At 67.0% G+C, this 15,541-nt stretch carries 15 protein-coding genes and 1 pseudogene; 3 read left to right on the top strand and 13 right to left on the bottom strand.

Going from position 1 to position 15,541, the window contains the following annotated elements:
* The first annotated feature begins 158 nt into the window (after window positions 1–158).
* Window positions 159–896: a uracil-DNA glycosylase gene (locus tag OHA40_RS20200; protein ID WP_330228462.1), complete on the top strand. Its 738-nt coding sequence runs from the start codon at window positions 159–161 to the stop codon at window positions 894–896.
* A gap of 103 nt (window positions 897–999) precedes the next feature.
* Here the strand turns inward: OHA40_RS20200 and OHA40_RS20195 are convergent, their stop codons facing one another.
* The 6 genes from OHA40_RS20195 to OHA40_RS20170 form a co-directional block, all read right to left on the bottom strand.
* On the bottom strand, window positions 1,000–1,233 hold the full coding sequence (locus OHA40_RS20195; protein ID WP_330234285.1) for a hypothetical protein: 234 nt from the start codon (window positions 1,231–1,233) through the stop codon (window positions 1,000–1,002).
* Between the two features lie 119 nt (window positions 1,234–1,352).
* Window positions 1,353–1,541 carry a ferredoxin gene (locus tag OHA40_RS20190; protein ID WP_330228461.1) on the bottom strand — a complete coding sequence of 63 codons (189 nt, stop codon included), beginning with the start codon at window positions 1,539–1,541 and terminating at the stop codon, window positions 1,353–1,355.
* Complete coding sequence (locus OHA40_RS20185; RefSeq protein WP_330228460.1) at window positions 1,538–3,007, bottom strand: cytochrome P450; 1,470 nt, start codon at window positions 3,005–3,007, stop codon at window positions 1,538–1,540. The genes OHA40_RS20190 and OHA40_RS20185 overlap by 4 nt, the downstream gene beginning before the upstream one ends.
* A gap of 179 nt (window positions 3,008–3,186) precedes the next feature.
* Window positions 3,187–3,834 (bottom strand): TetR/AcrR family transcriptional regulator, encoded by a 648-nt coding sequence (locus OHA40_RS20180; RefSeq protein ID WP_330228459.1) that lies wholly within the window; start codon window positions 3,832–3,834, stop codon window positions 3,187–3,189.
* 178 nt (window positions 3,835–4,012) lie between these two features.
* Window positions 4,013–4,555 (bottom strand): cupin domain-containing protein, encoded by a 543-nt coding sequence (locus tag OHA40_RS20175; RefSeq protein ID WP_330228458.1) that lies wholly within the window; start codon window positions 4,553–4,555, stop codon window positions 4,013–4,015.
* Window positions 4,556–4,579: 24 nt separating this feature from the next.
* Entirely contained in the window at window positions 4,580–5,542 is a 963-nt protein-coding gene (locus OHA40_RS20170; protein ID WP_330228457.1) for an NADP-dependent oxidoreductase, read from the bottom strand.
* A gap of 221 nt (window positions 5,543–5,763) precedes the next feature.
* Here OHA40_RS20170 and OHA40_RS20165 point away from each other — a divergent pair, with 221 nt between their 5' ends.
* On the top strand, window positions 5,764–6,288 hold the full coding sequence (locus OHA40_RS20165; RefSeq protein ID WP_330228456.1) for a MarR family winged helix-turn-helix transcriptional regulator: 525 nt from the start codon (window positions 5,764–5,766) through the stop codon (window positions 6,286–6,288).
* A gap of 58 nt (window positions 6,289–6,346) precedes the next feature.
* Here OHA40_RS20165 and OHA40_RS34755 read toward each other — a convergent pair.
* From OHA40_RS34755 to OHA40_RS20145, 5 genes and pseudogenes are all read right to left on the bottom strand, one after another.
* Window positions 6,347–6,466 (bottom strand): annotated as a pseudogene (locus OHA40_RS34755) (SRPBCC family protein); the annotation flags it as partial.
* A gap of 110 nt (window positions 6,467–6,576) precedes the next feature.
* The gene (locus OHA40_RS20160) at window positions 6,577–6,909 is read right to left on the bottom strand and encodes an ArsR/SmtB family transcription factor (RefSeq protein WP_330228455.1); all 333 of its coding nucleotides are present in this window, start codon (window positions 6,907–6,909) and stop codon (window positions 6,577–6,579) included.
* A 34-nt stretch (window positions 6,910–6,943) separates the two neighbouring features.
* Entirely contained in the window at window positions 6,944–8,674 is a 1,731-nt protein-coding gene (locus OHA40_RS20155; RefSeq protein WP_330228454.1) for a hypothetical protein, read from the bottom strand.
* Window positions 8,675–8,879: 205 nt separating this feature from the next.
* The gene (locus OHA40_RS20150) at window positions 8,880–9,074 is read right to left on the bottom strand and encodes a ferredoxin (RefSeq protein ID WP_330228453.1); all 195 of its coding nucleotides are present in this window, start codon (window positions 9,072–9,074) and stop codon (window positions 8,880–8,882) included.
* A gap of 36 nt (window positions 9,075–9,110) precedes the next feature.
* Entirely contained in the window at window positions 9,111–10,337 is a 1,227-nt protein-coding gene (locus OHA40_RS20145; RefSeq protein WP_330228452.1) for a cytochrome P450, read from the bottom strand.
* Window positions 10,338–10,656: 319 nt separating this feature from the next.
* On the opposite strand from OHA40_RS20145, the gene OHA40_RS20140 reads away from it, so the two are divergent.
* Window positions 10,657–13,836, top strand: a complete 3,180-nt coding sequence (locus tag OHA40_RS20140; RefSeq protein WP_330228451.1) for a BTAD domain-containing putative transcriptional regulator — start codon at window positions 10,657–10,659, stop codon at window positions 13,834–13,836.
* Here OHA40_RS20140 and OHA40_RS20135 read toward each other — a convergent pair.
* Window positions 13,820–14,569: an ABC transporter permease gene (locus tag OHA40_RS20135; RefSeq protein ID WP_330228450.1), complete on the bottom strand. Its 750-nt coding sequence runs from the start codon at window positions 14,567–14,569 to the stop codon at window positions 13,820–13,822. The two genes, OHA40_RS20140 and OHA40_RS20135, sit on opposite strands and share 17 nt — an antisense overlap.
* Window positions 14,566–15,507, bottom strand: a complete 942-nt coding sequence (locus tag OHA40_RS20130) for an ATP-binding cassette domain-containing protein (RefSeq protein WP_330228449.1) — start codon at window positions 15,505–15,507, stop codon at window positions 14,566–14,568. The genes OHA40_RS20135 and OHA40_RS20130 overlap by 4 nt, the downstream gene beginning before the upstream one ends.
* Between the last annotated feature and the right edge of the window lie 34 nt (window positions 15,508–15,541).

The raw sequence follows: 15,541 nt of genomic DNA, 5'->3' as shown, positions 1-15,541 counted from the left end.
GTTCGCCGAACCTGTGGCACCACCGAACGGAGTTCTGATGAACAACAGCTCGATCTCTGGCCGTTCGCACCACCGCGCGGGCGCGGAGGCCGCGCCATGGCGCACACCCCTGCCGAGGGGCGTGGACCCCGCCATCCAGACGCGAATCATGCGCTGACGTGTGCCGCACCATCGCCGAACTCGACGCCGCGGTCGCGGGCTGCTTCGCCTGCCCGCGCCTGGTCGCCTGGCGCGAACTCGCCGCCGAGCAGAAGCGCCCCGCCTTTCGTGACCAAACCTATTGGGGCCGTGCGGTCCCCGGATTCGGGCCGGATGACGCCCGAATGCTCATCGTCGGACTCGCGCCCGCCGCGCACGGCGGCAATCGCACCGGGCGCATGTTCACCGGCGACCGCAGCGGGGACGTGCTCTACGCCGCGCTGCACGCCGTGGCATTGGCCAACCAGCCGACGTCGACGAGCATCGATGACGGCCTGCGGCTGACCGGCGTGCGAATCACCGCGCCGGTGCACTGCGCTCCGCCGGACAACAAGCCGACGCCTACCGAACGAGACCGGTGCAGCCACTGGTTGGACACCGAAGTACGCCTGCTGACACCGACCTTGCGCTCGGTGGTGGTGCTCGGCGCGTTCGGCTGGCAGGCGCTGTTCCCGGTGCTGGCACGCGCGGGCTGGGTCGTGCCGCGTCCGCGCCCGAAATTCGGCCACGGCGCACATGTGGAACTGGCCGCGACCGACGTCGAACGGACGACGCTGCACCTGTTCGGCTGCTATCACGTGAGCCAGCAGAACACCTTCACCGGACGACTCACCCCAGCCATGCTCGAGGCGGTGCTCAGTGACGCGGCAGCGGCCGCCGGGATCGTTCCACGGCGGGCGGGCGCTCCGCGCGAGTGAGCCGGTCGCGGATCGGCGCTCCGGTTCCGCGGCTCACGACTGCACTTCGCCGGCGCTCGGCTCCGTCGTGTGCCCCTGCGCGCTGTGTCTTCGGTTCACTCGCTCACACGTGGTCGACCAGGGCCGGGTGACCTGCCTCGTGAGCGCAGTGCGCGCAGCAGAAGTACTGCCCACGCGCCTCGACGCCGTGACCGAGGATTCGGCACGAACAGTGCGTGCACGTCGGGGCCATCGCGTTGATCGCGCATTCGAAGCTGTCGAAGATGGCGGATTCGCCGTCCCGGGTGATGGTGAACGTCTTGTCGTAGTCGTTACCGCAGGTGGCGCAGGTGGCCATGAGTATCACCGGTCCTCTCGAGTGGATGGACAGCTCGTCGAGGTTCGCGGTACCCGCCGGAGACGACGCAAAACGGAGCGCGGCGGGCATGCTGCTGCACTCCGCCTGTTCCACAGACCTCAGGCCAGCCGGAGTGCTCGAACCGGACAGCTCTCCACGACGAGCTCGAGCAGTCCGCGCTCCGGCGCGGCGATCGTGTCGGAGATCGGCGCGACGATCCCGTCGTCGCCGACGCGGAAGGAGTCCGGCGCCAAGGCTTCGCACATGCCGTGGCCCGCGCAGACGGTGCGGTCGGCGATGATCCTCATCGGCCGATCCGCTCCAGCCGGATCGGCAGACCGTCGGCGGGTACCGGGCCGGTCCCCGCGACCAGCGGCACCCGATAGCTCTCCGGAACAGTCCAGCGGTACCGCAACAGCATCTGATGCACCAAGGCTTTCACCGTCATACCGCCGAAGTAGAGGCCGATGCACTTGTGCGCGCCGCCGCCGAAGGGTGCCCACGCGAAGCGATGGGATTTGTCCTCCCGACGGTGGTCGGCGAAACGCTCCGGATCGAATGCGTCGGCATCAGGCCAGTACTCCTCGGTGCGCATGATGCCGTACGTCCCGCACAGCACGAGCGTCCCTTTCGGAAGGTAGTAGCCGAGGATGTCGGTGTCGGCGATGGTTTCGCGGACCTGCTGGGCGACCGGCGAATAGATCCGCAACGCCTCCTTGAACGCGAGATCGAGCGAGGGCAACCGGTCCAGATCGTCGTAGTCGAGCGCGGGCTTGCCCAGCGCGACGGATTCGGCGCGCAGCCGCCGCTGCCATTCTGGATGTCTGCCGAGCTCGTAGACCAGCATGGACGCGGCGATGGTGCTGGTGTCGTGGGCGGCCATCATCACGAAGATCATGTGCTCGACCACCTCGGCATCGGTGAATGTCTCGCCCTCGGCGGTGCTCGCCCGGCACAGGACACTGAACAGGTCGTTGCTGTCGCCCGCGCGTTTGGCGGGCAACTCGCGGCGGAAATGCTCCTCGAGCACGCGCCGCCCGCGCAGGCCGCGGGCCCACACTCCACCCGGGACGTTGGTCCGGATCAGTGCGGCGCCGCCGCGCACCGCGTCCTCGAAGGCGCGCTCCAGCCGGAATGCCTCCGCGCCGAGCTCGGCGCCCGCGAAGACCTCGGTGGCCTGCTGGAGCAGCAGTTTCTTGATCGCGCGGTAGACGCGGAAGTCGTCACTCGGGCGCCAGTCCGCGATGCCGCGGGTGATCCGTGGCGTGGTCAGGTCGAGATAGCCGGTCAATCGCGGCCGGGTGAACGCCTGCTGCATGATGCGCCGATGGAACAGGTGCTCGTCGAAATCGCGCAGCAGCAGGCCGCCGCGAAAGAACGGGCCGATCAGGAATTCCCAGCCGCGCTGCGCCGACAGCGCCTTGTTCCGGTCCAGCATCACCGCCTCCAGCCCCTCCGGGCTGCTGATCCCGACCACTCGGCGTCCGAGTATGCCGAACCACTGGACGGGCCCCAAGCGACCGACTCGCATGCGCGAGAAGCGGATCGGGTCGGCCAAAGCGGGCAGGGTGTAGCCGATTCCGGGAAGGCCGAAGTCGCCCGGCACCGGTTTCAGTCCGCTGCCCGGCGGTGGTTCGGCCAGCGGCCGCACCGGCGCGGGATAGCGTGCGGTCAGCCGCGCACCTGCCCGCTGCGCGTACCAGGCCCACGTGGCGCGCGCCTGGCGTACCGTGCCGGAAACCTCGTTGATCGACTGGGGCACAAGCAGACTCATGGCCGTCATCCCTTCGCGACGCTGCGACAGGTCGACACTATCGGAAACCTACCGTGGAGCCTCCCCTGCCGAACGCCGCGAAGATCGGCGCAGGCCGCTACTCGACGCCGCCTTGGGCATCGGGCCCCGGGGAGTGCGGCGTTGACGGTACGCGTACCGGCGAAAGTCGGCCGCGCTGCTCAACTACCGGCCGGATCCTGCCGCACCAGCTTGGTGATCAACGCGGACATCAGCGGTTCGCGCAAACCCGGTAGAGCGCCGAAATCCCCCGCGACGATCCGGTTGGTCGCCAGCGCGACGACCGCGCCGATCACCGCCTCGGCCACCACACGCTGATCGGGCAAGCTCGCGCCGAGCGCGCCGGCGAACGCGTCCACGAAACCGGCCTGCGTCGCCAGTCGCCGCTGGAGTACCGCTGTCCCTGCCGCATACACCTCGACCAGGAAAACCTTCGCCACCTCCGGCTCCTGCGCGAGCGTCGAGAAGTAGGCGTCCAGAGCGCCGTCGATGCGTTCCAGCGCGGGACTCTCGGCCGCGAGCGCCGCCCCGATCCGGGTCATCACGATCTCCACGGCCATGTCGTAAGCGGCGAGGAAGCACGCCTCCTTGTTCGCGAAATGCTGGTAGAACGTCATCCGCGAGACGCCGGCACGCTCGAGCACGTCCGCGACCGTCACCGCGGCATACCCTTTCTGCGCGGCGGCCTCGATCATCCCCACCGACATGCGAGCACGCTGCGCGGCCACCACCTCTTCCGGCGCGATCCCATGATTGCCGCCGTGCAGCTTCCCGCCCGCCTTGGCCTTCAGCAACGATCCGCGCTCCACGTTCCGATGCTAAGCATTCCGTGGTCGGCCGGGCCCGCGAATGCACGGTTTCGCGACGGGCTGAGCGATGTCCGCGCAACCGGGTCGGCCACGGTTCGGTGTCGGCCGCCGCTGAAATCGGAGCGACCAGGCCGGCGCGAATATCGCTTCCGCATAGCTGCTCGTGCGCCGACGCAGCTCAGAGGAGTTCGCTGCGATACTTCGCGGCGAGTCGCCGCGCCTTCTCCCGCTGTTGCGACTCCTCGGCCTCGGTCAGCGGCGGCGGGCTGTCGGTCGGGCTATCGAGCGGGGCGCCGACCTCCGCGAAATACTCCTCCTGTCCCGCCGGTGCGCACATGCACAGCATGCGTGCGGGCCGATCCGAGACATTGCGGAAGAAGTGCGGCGCGTTGGCCGGGATGTTCACCGTCGTGCCTGCTACCACGTCGATATCCAGGCCACGGAAGGTGAAGCGGATGCTCCCCTCCAGAACGGTGAACATCTCCTCGACATCGTGCCGATGCGGGGGTGGACCACCACCCGGTGGCACCCTCATCTCGATAAGGGTGTAGCGGCCGTTCGTCGCCGAGCCCGGGATCAGGATGCTGTAGACGTTGCCCGCCAACGCCAGATGCCGCAGTCCGGCACCGGAATTCGCGTCGGCGACAGTCAGCTGACGGCGAGGATCGTCGGGTGGGATCGCACCATGGACAGGGCTGTCGGAAAGCTCGTCAGGGATCATGATCTTCCTTGTCGGCCGAGCGAATCAGGCGACCGCGACGACGATCTTGCCGCGCAGGTGACCCGCATCGAGACGGCGATAGGCGTCGGCGGCTTCCTCGAGCGGGAACACCGCTTCGATAGGCATGCGCAGGCGCCCGCTTTCGAACAACGTCAGATGCTCGGCCATGGCCTCCGGAATGGGGACGATCTCGGTGGAGAAGCGCACCCCGTATTGCGCGGCGCCGAGGTCGGCGATGGTGATCACTTTGGCCGGGTCACCGGTGAGCGCGATCGACAGCGGCAGCACACCGCGACCAGAGCCGTCGAGCACCGCGTCGATGCCTTGCGGCGCCGCACTCCTGATCCGTTCGACCAGGCCGTCGCCGTAAGTCACCGGGATGGCTCCGATATCGCGCAGAAAATCATGGTTTGCCTCGCTGGCGGTACCGACGACCGTGGCGCCGCGCAAGCGGGCGAGTTGGACTGCCATCAGGCCGACTCCGCCCGCGGCCGCATGCACCAGCAGTGTTTGCCCGTCGCGCACGTCGAGCTGTCGCAGCGTCCGGTAAGCCGCCTCGGTGGCGACCGGCAACGCCGCCGCCTGTACGAAACCGAGCGAATCCGGTTTGGCGACAATGTCACCAACCGGCGCGAGGGCGTGGCCTGCGACCGCGTCGAAGGCCGCGGTGCGACCGAATACCGGCTGTCCCACTGTCCACTCGGTGACGTCGGCGCCGACCGCATCGATCACGCCTGCCATTTCGATTCCGACAGTGCCCGCAACCGCCGGCGCGGTCGCGCCCGGCTCGAACAGGCCCGCACGCATCTTGGAGTCGCGGCCGTTGATCCCCGCCGCCCGGACGCGAACGCGGACCTGCCCGCGATCCGGCTGCGGCAACGGCACTTCGGCGAGTTCGAGTACCTCGGGCCCGCCGTAGGCACGGAACTGCAGGCGGCGCGTCGTGGTCGTGCTCGTCGGGTTCAGCGGGGCGAATTCCGTTGTCATCACTTGGTTCCTTGCTGTCGGGGAGGAGCACCTCGGATCAGGAGTTGCGAGGTTACCTGTTCGAACAGGTAAATTGATCAGACCATTCCTGGAGTCCGTATGACATGGATCATATGATTGTCATATCGCCAGTATAGGTCAGCCCACGACCACTAGTCCGGCGCAGCAGGCTGGCACTACAGTGTCTACTGTTCGATCAATGAAAATGGAGGCGACACCGAATGCAGCACCCGAAGCACCGAGACGCTCGGGATCAACCGGCCGACGAAACGCTCGGCACGGCGACCGTGCCGGTGCCCGCCAGCGCCGAGGTGGGTCCGATCAGTCACGGCATCTTCCGAGTCGCCCGCCTGCATCGGATGATCGCCGGACACCTGCTTCGCCGAGTTGGCCTGCACACCGGACAGGAACTGGTGATGATGCAGCTATGGGAACTGGGTCCGCAACGCCAGACCGACCTGGTACACCTACTCGATTCCGACGCGGCCACCATGACCAGAACCATCAAACGCTTGGAAAACGCGGGCTTCGTCCGCCGCCGTCCGTGCCCGGACGACAAACGCGCCACCCTGATCGAGCCGACCGCCGCCAGCCGAGCCCTGCGCCGGGAGGTCGAAAGCATCTGGACCGAACTCGAGAACGCCGCGGTCGGCACCCTCGACGCCGCCCAGAGGGCTCAGAGTTTGCAAGCGCTGCGTGCACTGGAGAACAACCTCGCCCGATACGCAGCAAAAGCGGACGAGTAACGGCGCTGACTTCGAATTGCCAGTGGCCGTTGATCTGCCAGGTCACCACGAGCCGGTGGGGCGGGTCCCAGGTGAGCACGTGGCCCCAGTCGCATTCGCTGCCGTCGACGCCGCGCTCGTACCAGCGACCGCCCTCGCCGGGTTCGAGGATCGCCTCGGCCAGTTCGGCCTGGCCGATGCGATAGGCGGCGGGCCACCAGCTGCCGAAGGACTCGGTGAAGAAGGCGAAGGCCTCTCAACCGGCATCGCCACGCTGGCTTTGCCCTGCAGAGTGGGAAGGGTGGGTAGTCATGAGGTCTCCTGTTCGGGATCGGCGGCCGCCGCGTCCGCGGCCTTCTGAAAACTGGTCAGTGCGTCGTCCCAGATCCACTGGAAATACGCCTGGATCGCGGCCAGTCCATCCGGGTTGATCCGGTAGATCCGCCGCGTGCCCTCCGGTGTGGCCACCACCAGTCCCCCGTCCTTGAGCACCCGCAGATGCTGGGAAACAGCCTGACGGGTGATCGGCAACGACTCCGCCAGATCGCCGACCGATGACGGTCGCCGGGCGAGTCGTTCGAAGATCACCTGCCGCATCGGATCACCGAGGATCGTCATATCGACGTCTCTGAAAGCAACCACGTACGTAAGTCTGCGCTTTCAAATGCTGGTCAAATCATTCAATGATCACGGACACGGGGTTGATCCATTCTTCATCGATGGAGAATGCGCCGTGATGGCCCTTGCGCAGGCCGCAAACGGTGAGCGCGAGTACGCCGTGACCCTGCACGCGCGTGTGCGGACCGAACCCGGCTGGGTCGACCGACGCCTTCGCGGCGACATTGAGTGGTGTCGCCAGATCGGGGATTCCGGTCACCTGCTGGAACTGGCGCCACAGGCTGTGGTCGTCGAGCGGTCGAGGGGCACCCCACGGTGTCGGTTCCGCGTTTTCGACGCGAACCATCGCATCGCGGGTGTAGGCGTCCCACTCGTCTCCGTTGAATCCGTTGTCGGACAACCACTGCCGCACGTCGTGATATCGCAGACCGGCTTCGGCGGGATGTGGCGCGCCGAAATTGTCGAAATTCCGATCGGCGTCGTCTTGGTACCAGTCGTGTTCGTAGTAGCGCTGTAGTCGACCGTGCTCGGCCATGCACCATCCCCACCGGTCGCCGCAGCCACCATCCTCTATCAGGCTGTACCACTGCGCGCGCCCGAATCGCCTGCTCAGCTCGATACAGCGGGATTCTCGAAGCTCACGCTCAGAGGGCGGGTCTATCTCGATCACATCCTCGATCGTGATCGGGTGCCGTCGCCTCAGCTCGATCTCGCGCTCGTGGGCGTCGCCCTCGCGCGTCAGCACAGGATTGCCGAAAACCAGTGTCCAGCCGTTCAATACCGGGCTGACGTACATGCGGGTACAGTCGCGGTGTTCGGAGTGGTCCTGTTCGAACGGCCTATACGGCGTGGCGTTGCGCCAGAGTTGGGTGCCCATGCACCAGGTCGCGGGAATCGAATCGTGGAGGTCGAACGCGTCGAGCACAGCGGCTTGATCGTCGGTCTCGACGGCATACCATTCGCCTTGAGGCACAATGGGTCTTGGTGTCGCTACGGCAATCTTCGCGGCGATGAGCCGTGCCAACGCGGTGAGATCGGGTGTGTCGAGTTGCCGCCATCCGAGCCGCACCAGCGCCAGCAGAGCACCGCGGCGCTCCGGAATCGGTGCGCGCCTCGTGGCATGCAACAGTGACAGCGTAGCGGGACCCAGCTTCGCGAAAGCCTCTGCGGCCTTGTAGCGAGCCGAGGCGTGGGCCAGCACCGGAATCAGCAGCGGCGCGTAAGCGACCGCCCGATCATCGCCGATCCGCGTGGCGACATTCTCCGGCCCGAGCGGCCAGCCATGCTCACCACGCTCGGCCTTCGCATCACCATTGACGATCCCATCGGCGTAGGTCGCCACCTTCTCCAGGTCATCGGTGGGCAAATCCATTGCGATACAGCAGAGTTCAAGAATTCTTCGGATCCGCTCCGGCTCGTCGAGCAGCAGCGCGTTCGCGATCGCTTCGGTAAGCCGCCGATATGCGGGCGGGCCGATGCGGTGCAATACCGAAACGATGATCTCGTCATCGACGAATGGTTCGGGCGCCAAGAGCTGCGCGACCAGCGGTTCGACCACAGCTCGGCCCCCGCCGACGAGTGTATCCGTGGCGGCGTTACGGGTCTGCGGGTCCGCCAACTCGAGCAACACCGCGTACAAATCCATAACGAATTCGTAGCAGAACCTCCCGACAGTGCTGTGCGCATTCATGGGGACCGAGTCCTCGTGCCGGTCGACCAGCAAGCCGAGCGCGACCAATTCGAACCCGACCGCCGAGTCGGGCGCACATCCCACGCGTGGAGCGAACATCGACGCGTCGTGCAAGAAACAGGCGTTCAGTCCAGCCGCATTCCCACTGCCCAAGATGGGCATTCAAGTTGCCGCCCACTCCGGCTCGGTTTCGGATCAGGGGCGATGCGGCGCCCTGCTACGGGCGTCTTCGGAGGTTGCTCGATCATGGCGGAGACGCACTCGGCGGCAACACGGGCTCGGACTACCGAACAGCCGCCCGGTCTCAGGACTCGTCGACCGCGAGTGCCCCGGACGGGCAAGCCTCCACGGCCTCCCGCACTGCGGCGTCACTGCGCTGCGGTGCATGGTCGAGCAACCGCACCCTGCCGTCGTTCTCGTCTTGATCGAAGACCTCCGACGCGATAAGGGCGCACATGCCCGCACCGATACAGCGCTCCCGATCCGCCGAGATTCGCATCCTCGTCATCTCCTTCGTGACGCTCGGCCGACGATTCTATCGGGCCGTTTCCGTCCAGGTGACCGGCAGTTCGTGGACGCCGTAGATGTTCATGTCGGTCCTGAGCCTCACCTCGCCGGCGTGGATGGCGAGTTCGAATGTCGGGAAGCGGCGCAGGAGTCCGGCGAAACCGGCGCGCATCTCGATGCGGGCCAGTTGCTGGCCGAGGCATTGGTGGACGCCGTGGCCGAAGGACAGGTGACCACGGGCCTTGCGGTGGACGTCCAGGGTGTCGGGGTTGTCGAAGCGCCGGGGGTCGCGGTTGGCAGCCAGCAGTGAGACGACGACGGTCGATCCCTTGCCGATCGTTTCACCGCCGAGTTCGATGTCGTCGGTGGCGTAGCGATAGAAGATGTCGGCAACGGACAGGTAGCGCATGAGTTCCTCGACGGCATCGGGGATCAGGTCCGGGTCGGCGCGCAGTTCGGCCAGCTGCTCGGGGTGCTCCAGGAGCGCGAAGGTGCCCAGTGCCAGCATGTTGGCGGTGGTTTCGTGGCCGGCGAGCAGCAGCAGGAAGGCGATGCCGGTCAGCTCCTCGATGGTGAGATCATCATGGCGGGCCAGGTCGGACAGTATGTCCTCGCCGGGCTCGGCGCGTTTCCGTGTGACCAGTTCGGCGAGGTACGTGGTCATCGCGCCGTACGCGGCCATCTTCTCCTCGAGCGACTGGTCCTTGACCAGGAACTTGGCGGAGTTGACCTGGAAGTTCTCCCGGTCCACGTAGGGGACACCGAGCAGTTCGCAGATCACCAGCGAGGGCACCGGCAGCGCGAACTCCTTGACCAGGTCGACCGGCGGAGTAAGACGCGCCATCTCGTCCAGCTGCCGCTCGGCGATGTCGATGATCTGCTCTTCGAGCTGCTTCATGCGTCTGACGGTGAAGGCGCCGGTGAGCTTGCGCCGCAGCCGGGTGTGGTCCGGCGGGTCCATGGCGATGAACAAGCCCGGGATCTGCGGGGACGGTTCGGTGGCGGCGGGCATGCCAGGGGTCTCGTACGGCACGTGGACGATGCCGATGTCCTGGCGGGAGCTGAACCGGGTGTCGGCCATGAGCTGGCGGACCGCGTCGTAGCCGGTGACGAGCCAGCCTTCGTGACCGTCGGGGAAGACCATGGGGCTGACGGGGCGAGCCTCGCGGAGCCGGGTGATCTGGCTGGGCGGGTCGAAGGGGCCCGCATCGCGATCCATGGGGAGGCCGTGCGGGACGGAAATCATCTGGCTCATCGGTTTTCCTTTCGTGGCGGTTGTTTCGACCACACTCGCCGACGGACCTGACATACGACTGTCACGGCCCTGACACCGGCCGGGTGTCGGAGCCGTGGTCGGCTGGCCCGTGCGACGACGACCCCCGACCGCTATCGGACAGACGACGCCTGAACCATCCAGGGACATTGCGAAGTTCGACGGCGCTTCGGCAGACAACCAGAACAATCGGCCGACGCCACGGACGATCGACGACGAGCTGCTCATACCAGCCCAGGGCCCGGTACCGCGGCAGCTTTCTGCGCCGCGTCGGCAGATTGCCCGTGGCAAGATCGGCCAGGTGCAGATCGGGATCCTTGGACCATTCGAGGTTCGCACGGACGACGGCGTTTTCGCCGACGTGCCGGGCGCGCGGCTGCGCGGGCTGTTGACCGCCCTCGCACTCGAACCAGGTCACGCAGTCCCGAAGGCAACGCTCATCGACTGGATCTGGGGTGAACACCCGCCCTCCGACGCGGCGAATGCCTTGCAACGCTTGACTTCCCGGCTGCGGAAGGCGCTGCCGGAAGGGTTGGTCGAGGGGCAGACGGACGGATACCGGTTGAGGGTGCAACCCGACGCTGTCGACGCCGTGCGGTTCGAACGCCTCGTGGCCCAGGCCCACAATGACGAGGATCCACGAGGGGTACAGCGGCTGCGCGAGGCCCTCGCATTGTGGCGCGGTACGGCCATGCAGGACGTCGGCCTGCAGGAGAGTGCCGCGTTCGACGCGGCGGTCACCCGGCTCGAAGGGCTACGCCTGACTGCCATGGAGGATCGGTTCGATGCGGAGATCGGCCTCGGCCATGGTGCGGAGCTGGTCACGGAACTGACCGACTCGGTGGCCGCGCATCCGGTGCGAGAACGGCTTGTCGCCGCGTTGATGCGTGCCCTCGTCGCGACCGGTCGCGACACCGAGGCGCTGCTGGTGTACGAGCGCACGAGAGAAACCCTGGCCGACGAGCTGGGCGTCGACCCCGCACCGGAGCTGTCCGCATTGCACGTCGCGCTGCTGCGGGGCGAGTTGGGACGGCGGGAGGAGAACCGGAAGACCAACTTGCGTGCCGAGCTGACCAGCTTCGTCGGCAAGGACTCCGATGTCGCGGGGGTCCGCGAACTCAACGCCGAACATCGGCTCACCACCCTGATCGGGCCGGGCGGCTCGGGAAAGACCAGACTGGCCACGGAAACCGCGCGCACGCTGCTCGGCGACCTGCCGGACGGGGCCTGGCTGGTCGAACTCGCGGCCATCGGCGCCGACGGTGATGTGGCGCAAGCGACGCTCGCCGCGCTCGGACTGCGGGATGCGCTGCTCGGCGAGGCGCCGGACGCGGAACCGACGGATCGGGTCATTGCCGCGGTCCGCGAACGGACGATGTTGCTGATTCTGGACAACTGCGAGCACGTGATCGAGTCCGCGGCGACATTCGCCCATCGAGTGCTCGGAGAGTGCAGTCGGCTGCGGATCCTCGCGACGAGCAGGGAACCCCTCGGCATCACCGGCGAGGCGCTGTGGCCGGTCGTGCCGCTGGCCTTGCCGAAGGGGGACGCCGGGCCGGGCGAGATCGAGTCCTCTCCGGCCGTCCGGCTGCTGCGCGACCGTGCCGGCGCGGTGCGCAAGGACCTCGCGACCGACGCCCACACATTGTCGACTTTGGCACGCGTCTGCCGGGCGCTGGACGGGATGCCACTGGCCATCGAACTCGCCGCGGCCAGGTTGCGCACCATGTCCCTCGAGCAGCTCGCCAATCGGCTCGACGACCGGTTCCGCCTGCTGACCGGCGGCAGCCGTACCGCGCTGCCACGGCACCGGACGCTGCGCGCGGTGATCGACTGGAGCTGGGAGCTGCTCACCGACGCCGAACGGATTGTCCTGCGGAGGCTCTCGGTGTTCTCGGGCGGGGCGAGTCTGGAAGCAGCCGAGTGGATCTGCGGGGGCACAGGGGGTGGGCCCGATGGGCGGGGAGGCGGGAAGAATGTGGCGGTCGAGACGGGTGAGGTGCTCGAGTTGCTGACCGCGCTGACCGAGAAATCGCTGGTGCTCACCGAGGGCGACCGGGCGCCGCGCTACCGGATGCTCGGCACCATCAAGGAGTACGCCGAGCAGCGTCTCGCGGAGGCGGGGGAATCGGATCAGACGCGCCGTGCGCATCTCGCGTATTTCACCGAACTCGCCGAAATCGCGGATCCGCATCTGCGCCGCGCCGAGCAATTGGAATGGCTCGCCACGCTCGAGGCCGAGCGCGGCAATATCGCTGCTGCGATGCGCGGTGCGCTCGCGGCCGGCGAGACAGAGGGGGCGATGCGGCTCGCCGCGGCCGCCGGCTGGTACTGGTGGCTCGGCGGGCACAAGGCGGAGGGCAACGAGCTGATCATGGCGGCCACGGCCATGCCCGGCGAGGTGGCCGACGAGATCCGGGCCGTGGTGTACGCGTTCGTCATACAGTTCGTGATCTCCGGGCCGCAGAGTGACCAGCACCATGCGGAGGAGTGGATCCGCAAAGCTTACGAAATCAGTCGGCGTGTTCAGAGCCATCACCCGGTGCTGAGGTTCACCGCCCCACTGGAACGCATGTTGCATGGGCCGGACGCGATCCTGCCCGCGTGGGAAGCACTGCTGGTCGACGAGGACCCCTGGGTACGCGCCCTCGGTCGGCTGCAACTCGGCAAATTGCGGATCCAGCTCGGCCAGGGCGGTAGGGATGCGGACACATATCTCGAGACGGCGCTCACCGAGTTCCGCGCGCTCGGCGAACGGTGGGGGATTTCGTTCGCCCAGACCGAGCTGGCGAATCGAATCGCCATGCGCGGCGAGTTCGCCGCTGCGTGCGAGCACTACGAACAGGCGATCGCGGTCGTCACCGAGATCGGCGCCAGCGAGGATGTCGTGCCGATGCGGTCGCGGCAGGCCCAGTTGTACTGGCTGTTGGGCAATGCGGAGTCGAGCGCGGCGGCCATGTCAGAGGCGCAGCGGTCCGCGGAACGAGTTGCCTGGCCGAATGTGCTGGCCGAGCTGGCGTTGTCGAAGGCGGAGCTCGCGCGCTGGAGCGGCAACGCCGAGCAGGCACACCGGCAACTCGACGTCGCGACAGCGATACTGGGCGATGACGCCGAGCGGGCAATCGGCCGCGCAATGAAACATAGTCTGCTCGGCTACCTTGCCGAGGATCTCGACGATGCCCGTGAACACCGGGTCGCGGCCTTTCAGGCGGCGTCCGAGGCGGGGCACGCACCCCTGATCGCCCAAGCGCTCGTCGGGATCGCGGATCTGGCGCTGCGTGAGGAACAGTACGAGCAGGCCGCGCGGCTGCTCGCGGCGAGCGCGGGCGTGCGCGGTCTGTCGGATCGTTCCCAACCGGATGTGGCCAGGATCGAGCAGGCCACGCGAAACCGCCTCGGCGACACGGGGTTCACCGAGGCGACTCAGGAGGGGGCGCGGGCCGGCTGGCACGAGTTGGCCGCGGTCACGCTCGCTTGCTGAAAGTGGAACGCGCCCACAGGAATCCGACGAGAGCGATCCCGGCGCACCAGGCGATGGCGGTGATCGCATCGCCGGTGTTCGGTGCGCCGTTCAGCAGCCCGCGCAGGGTTTCGATGATCGGCGTGAAGGGCTGGTACTCCGCGAACTGTCGCAGGCCCGGCCCCATCTTCTCGGCAGGCACGATCGCGCTGCTGAAGAACGGCAGCATGACCAGCGGCACGGAGGCCATGCCCGCCGTTTCCGGAGACTTCGCCGCCAGTCCCAAGGCGACCGTGAGCCAGCTTGCCGCGAAACCGAGCAACACGACGATGCCGACCACGCCGAGCCAGTCGAGGACATTCGCCGACGGACTGAATCCCAGCAGGAAGGCCACCCCGATGAGGGCCGCGATGGCGATCAGATTGGTCAGCACAGTGGCGATGACATGCCCGCTCAACACCGCGCCACGGGAGACGTCCATGACCTTGAACCGGTTGATGATGCCGTTCGTCATGTCGGAGTTCACCGCCGTCGCGGTGGCCCCCAGCCCGTAGCAGACGGCCAGCAGGATCAGTCCCGGCGTGGCGTAGTCGATGTAGTCGACACCGACGTCGAAAGCGTCGCCGAACATGTACACGAACATCAACATGATGATGATCGGCATCAGGACCGCGTTGAATACCGAGGTCGGGTTCCGGGCGATGTGTTTGAAGTTGCGGCGCAACATCACCTTCGAGTGGTTCTTGGTGCTCATTTCGCTTCCACCTCCGTGGCGTGGCCCGTCAGGGCGAGGAAAACGTCGTCGAGGTCGGGTGTGTGCACAGAGAACTCTTCGGCGCTGAGTGAGTACTCATCGAGCCTGCCCAGCAGAGCCCGGAGCGATTTCGTCCCGCCATCGCTGGGAACCCGCAGGGTCAGTGTCTCGTGGTCCGGCGCGGAGTCGGGGAAGAGGCGCGCGGCCGCGTCGAGGTGGGCGACGTTGGTGAACCGGAGCCGGACGTGCGTCCCGGGGATCTGGCGTTTGAGGTCGTCCGGAGTGCCCTGGGCGACCAGGCGGCCCTGGTCGAGCACCGCGACCCGGTCGGCGAGCTGATCGGCTTCCTCGAGGTACTGGGTGGTGAGGAAGATGGTCACGCCGTCGGCCACCAGGTCACGGATGATCGCCCACATCGTGCGACGGCTGCGCGGGTCCAGACCCGTCGTCGGCTCGTCCAGGAAGATGATCTGCGGGTTGCCGACGAGCGTCATCGCCAGGTCGAGCTTCCGGCGCATACCGCCGGAGTACGTCGACGCGGGTTTCTTCGCCGCCTCCACCAGATCGAAGCGTTCCAGCAGTTCTGTGACGGTCCGCTTGCCGTCTTTGGCGGAGACCCCGTTGAGGTCCACCATCAGCTGCAAATTCTCCTGCCCCGTCAGCAGCTCGTCCACCGCCGCGAACTGGCCGGTGACCCCGATCGCCGCGCGCACCGCCTTGGCCTCGGTCGCGACGTCATGGCCGGCAACGCGCACCGACCCGCCGTCGGCATTTATCAACGTGCTCAGCACATTCACCGTCGTCGTCTTGCCCGCTCCATTCGGACCGAGCAGGGAAAAGACCGTTCCCGCACGAACATCCAGATCGATGCCATCGAGCACGACCTTGTCCCCATATTTCTTCCGCAGCCCTGACACCGCGATCGCTGAATTACTCATGCGACCACCATCGGCGTTTGGCCTGACACCCACC

Origin of the sequence: Nocardia sp. NBC_00508 (assembly GCF_036346875.1) — a bacterium.
In the GTDB taxonomy this organism is placed as follows: domain Bacteria; phylum Actinomycetota; class Actinomycetes; order Mycobacteriales; family Mycobacteriaceae; genus Nocardia.
Note: the sequence above shows the minus strand (reverse complement) of the source record. Positions and strands in the feature narration are given on the sequence as shown.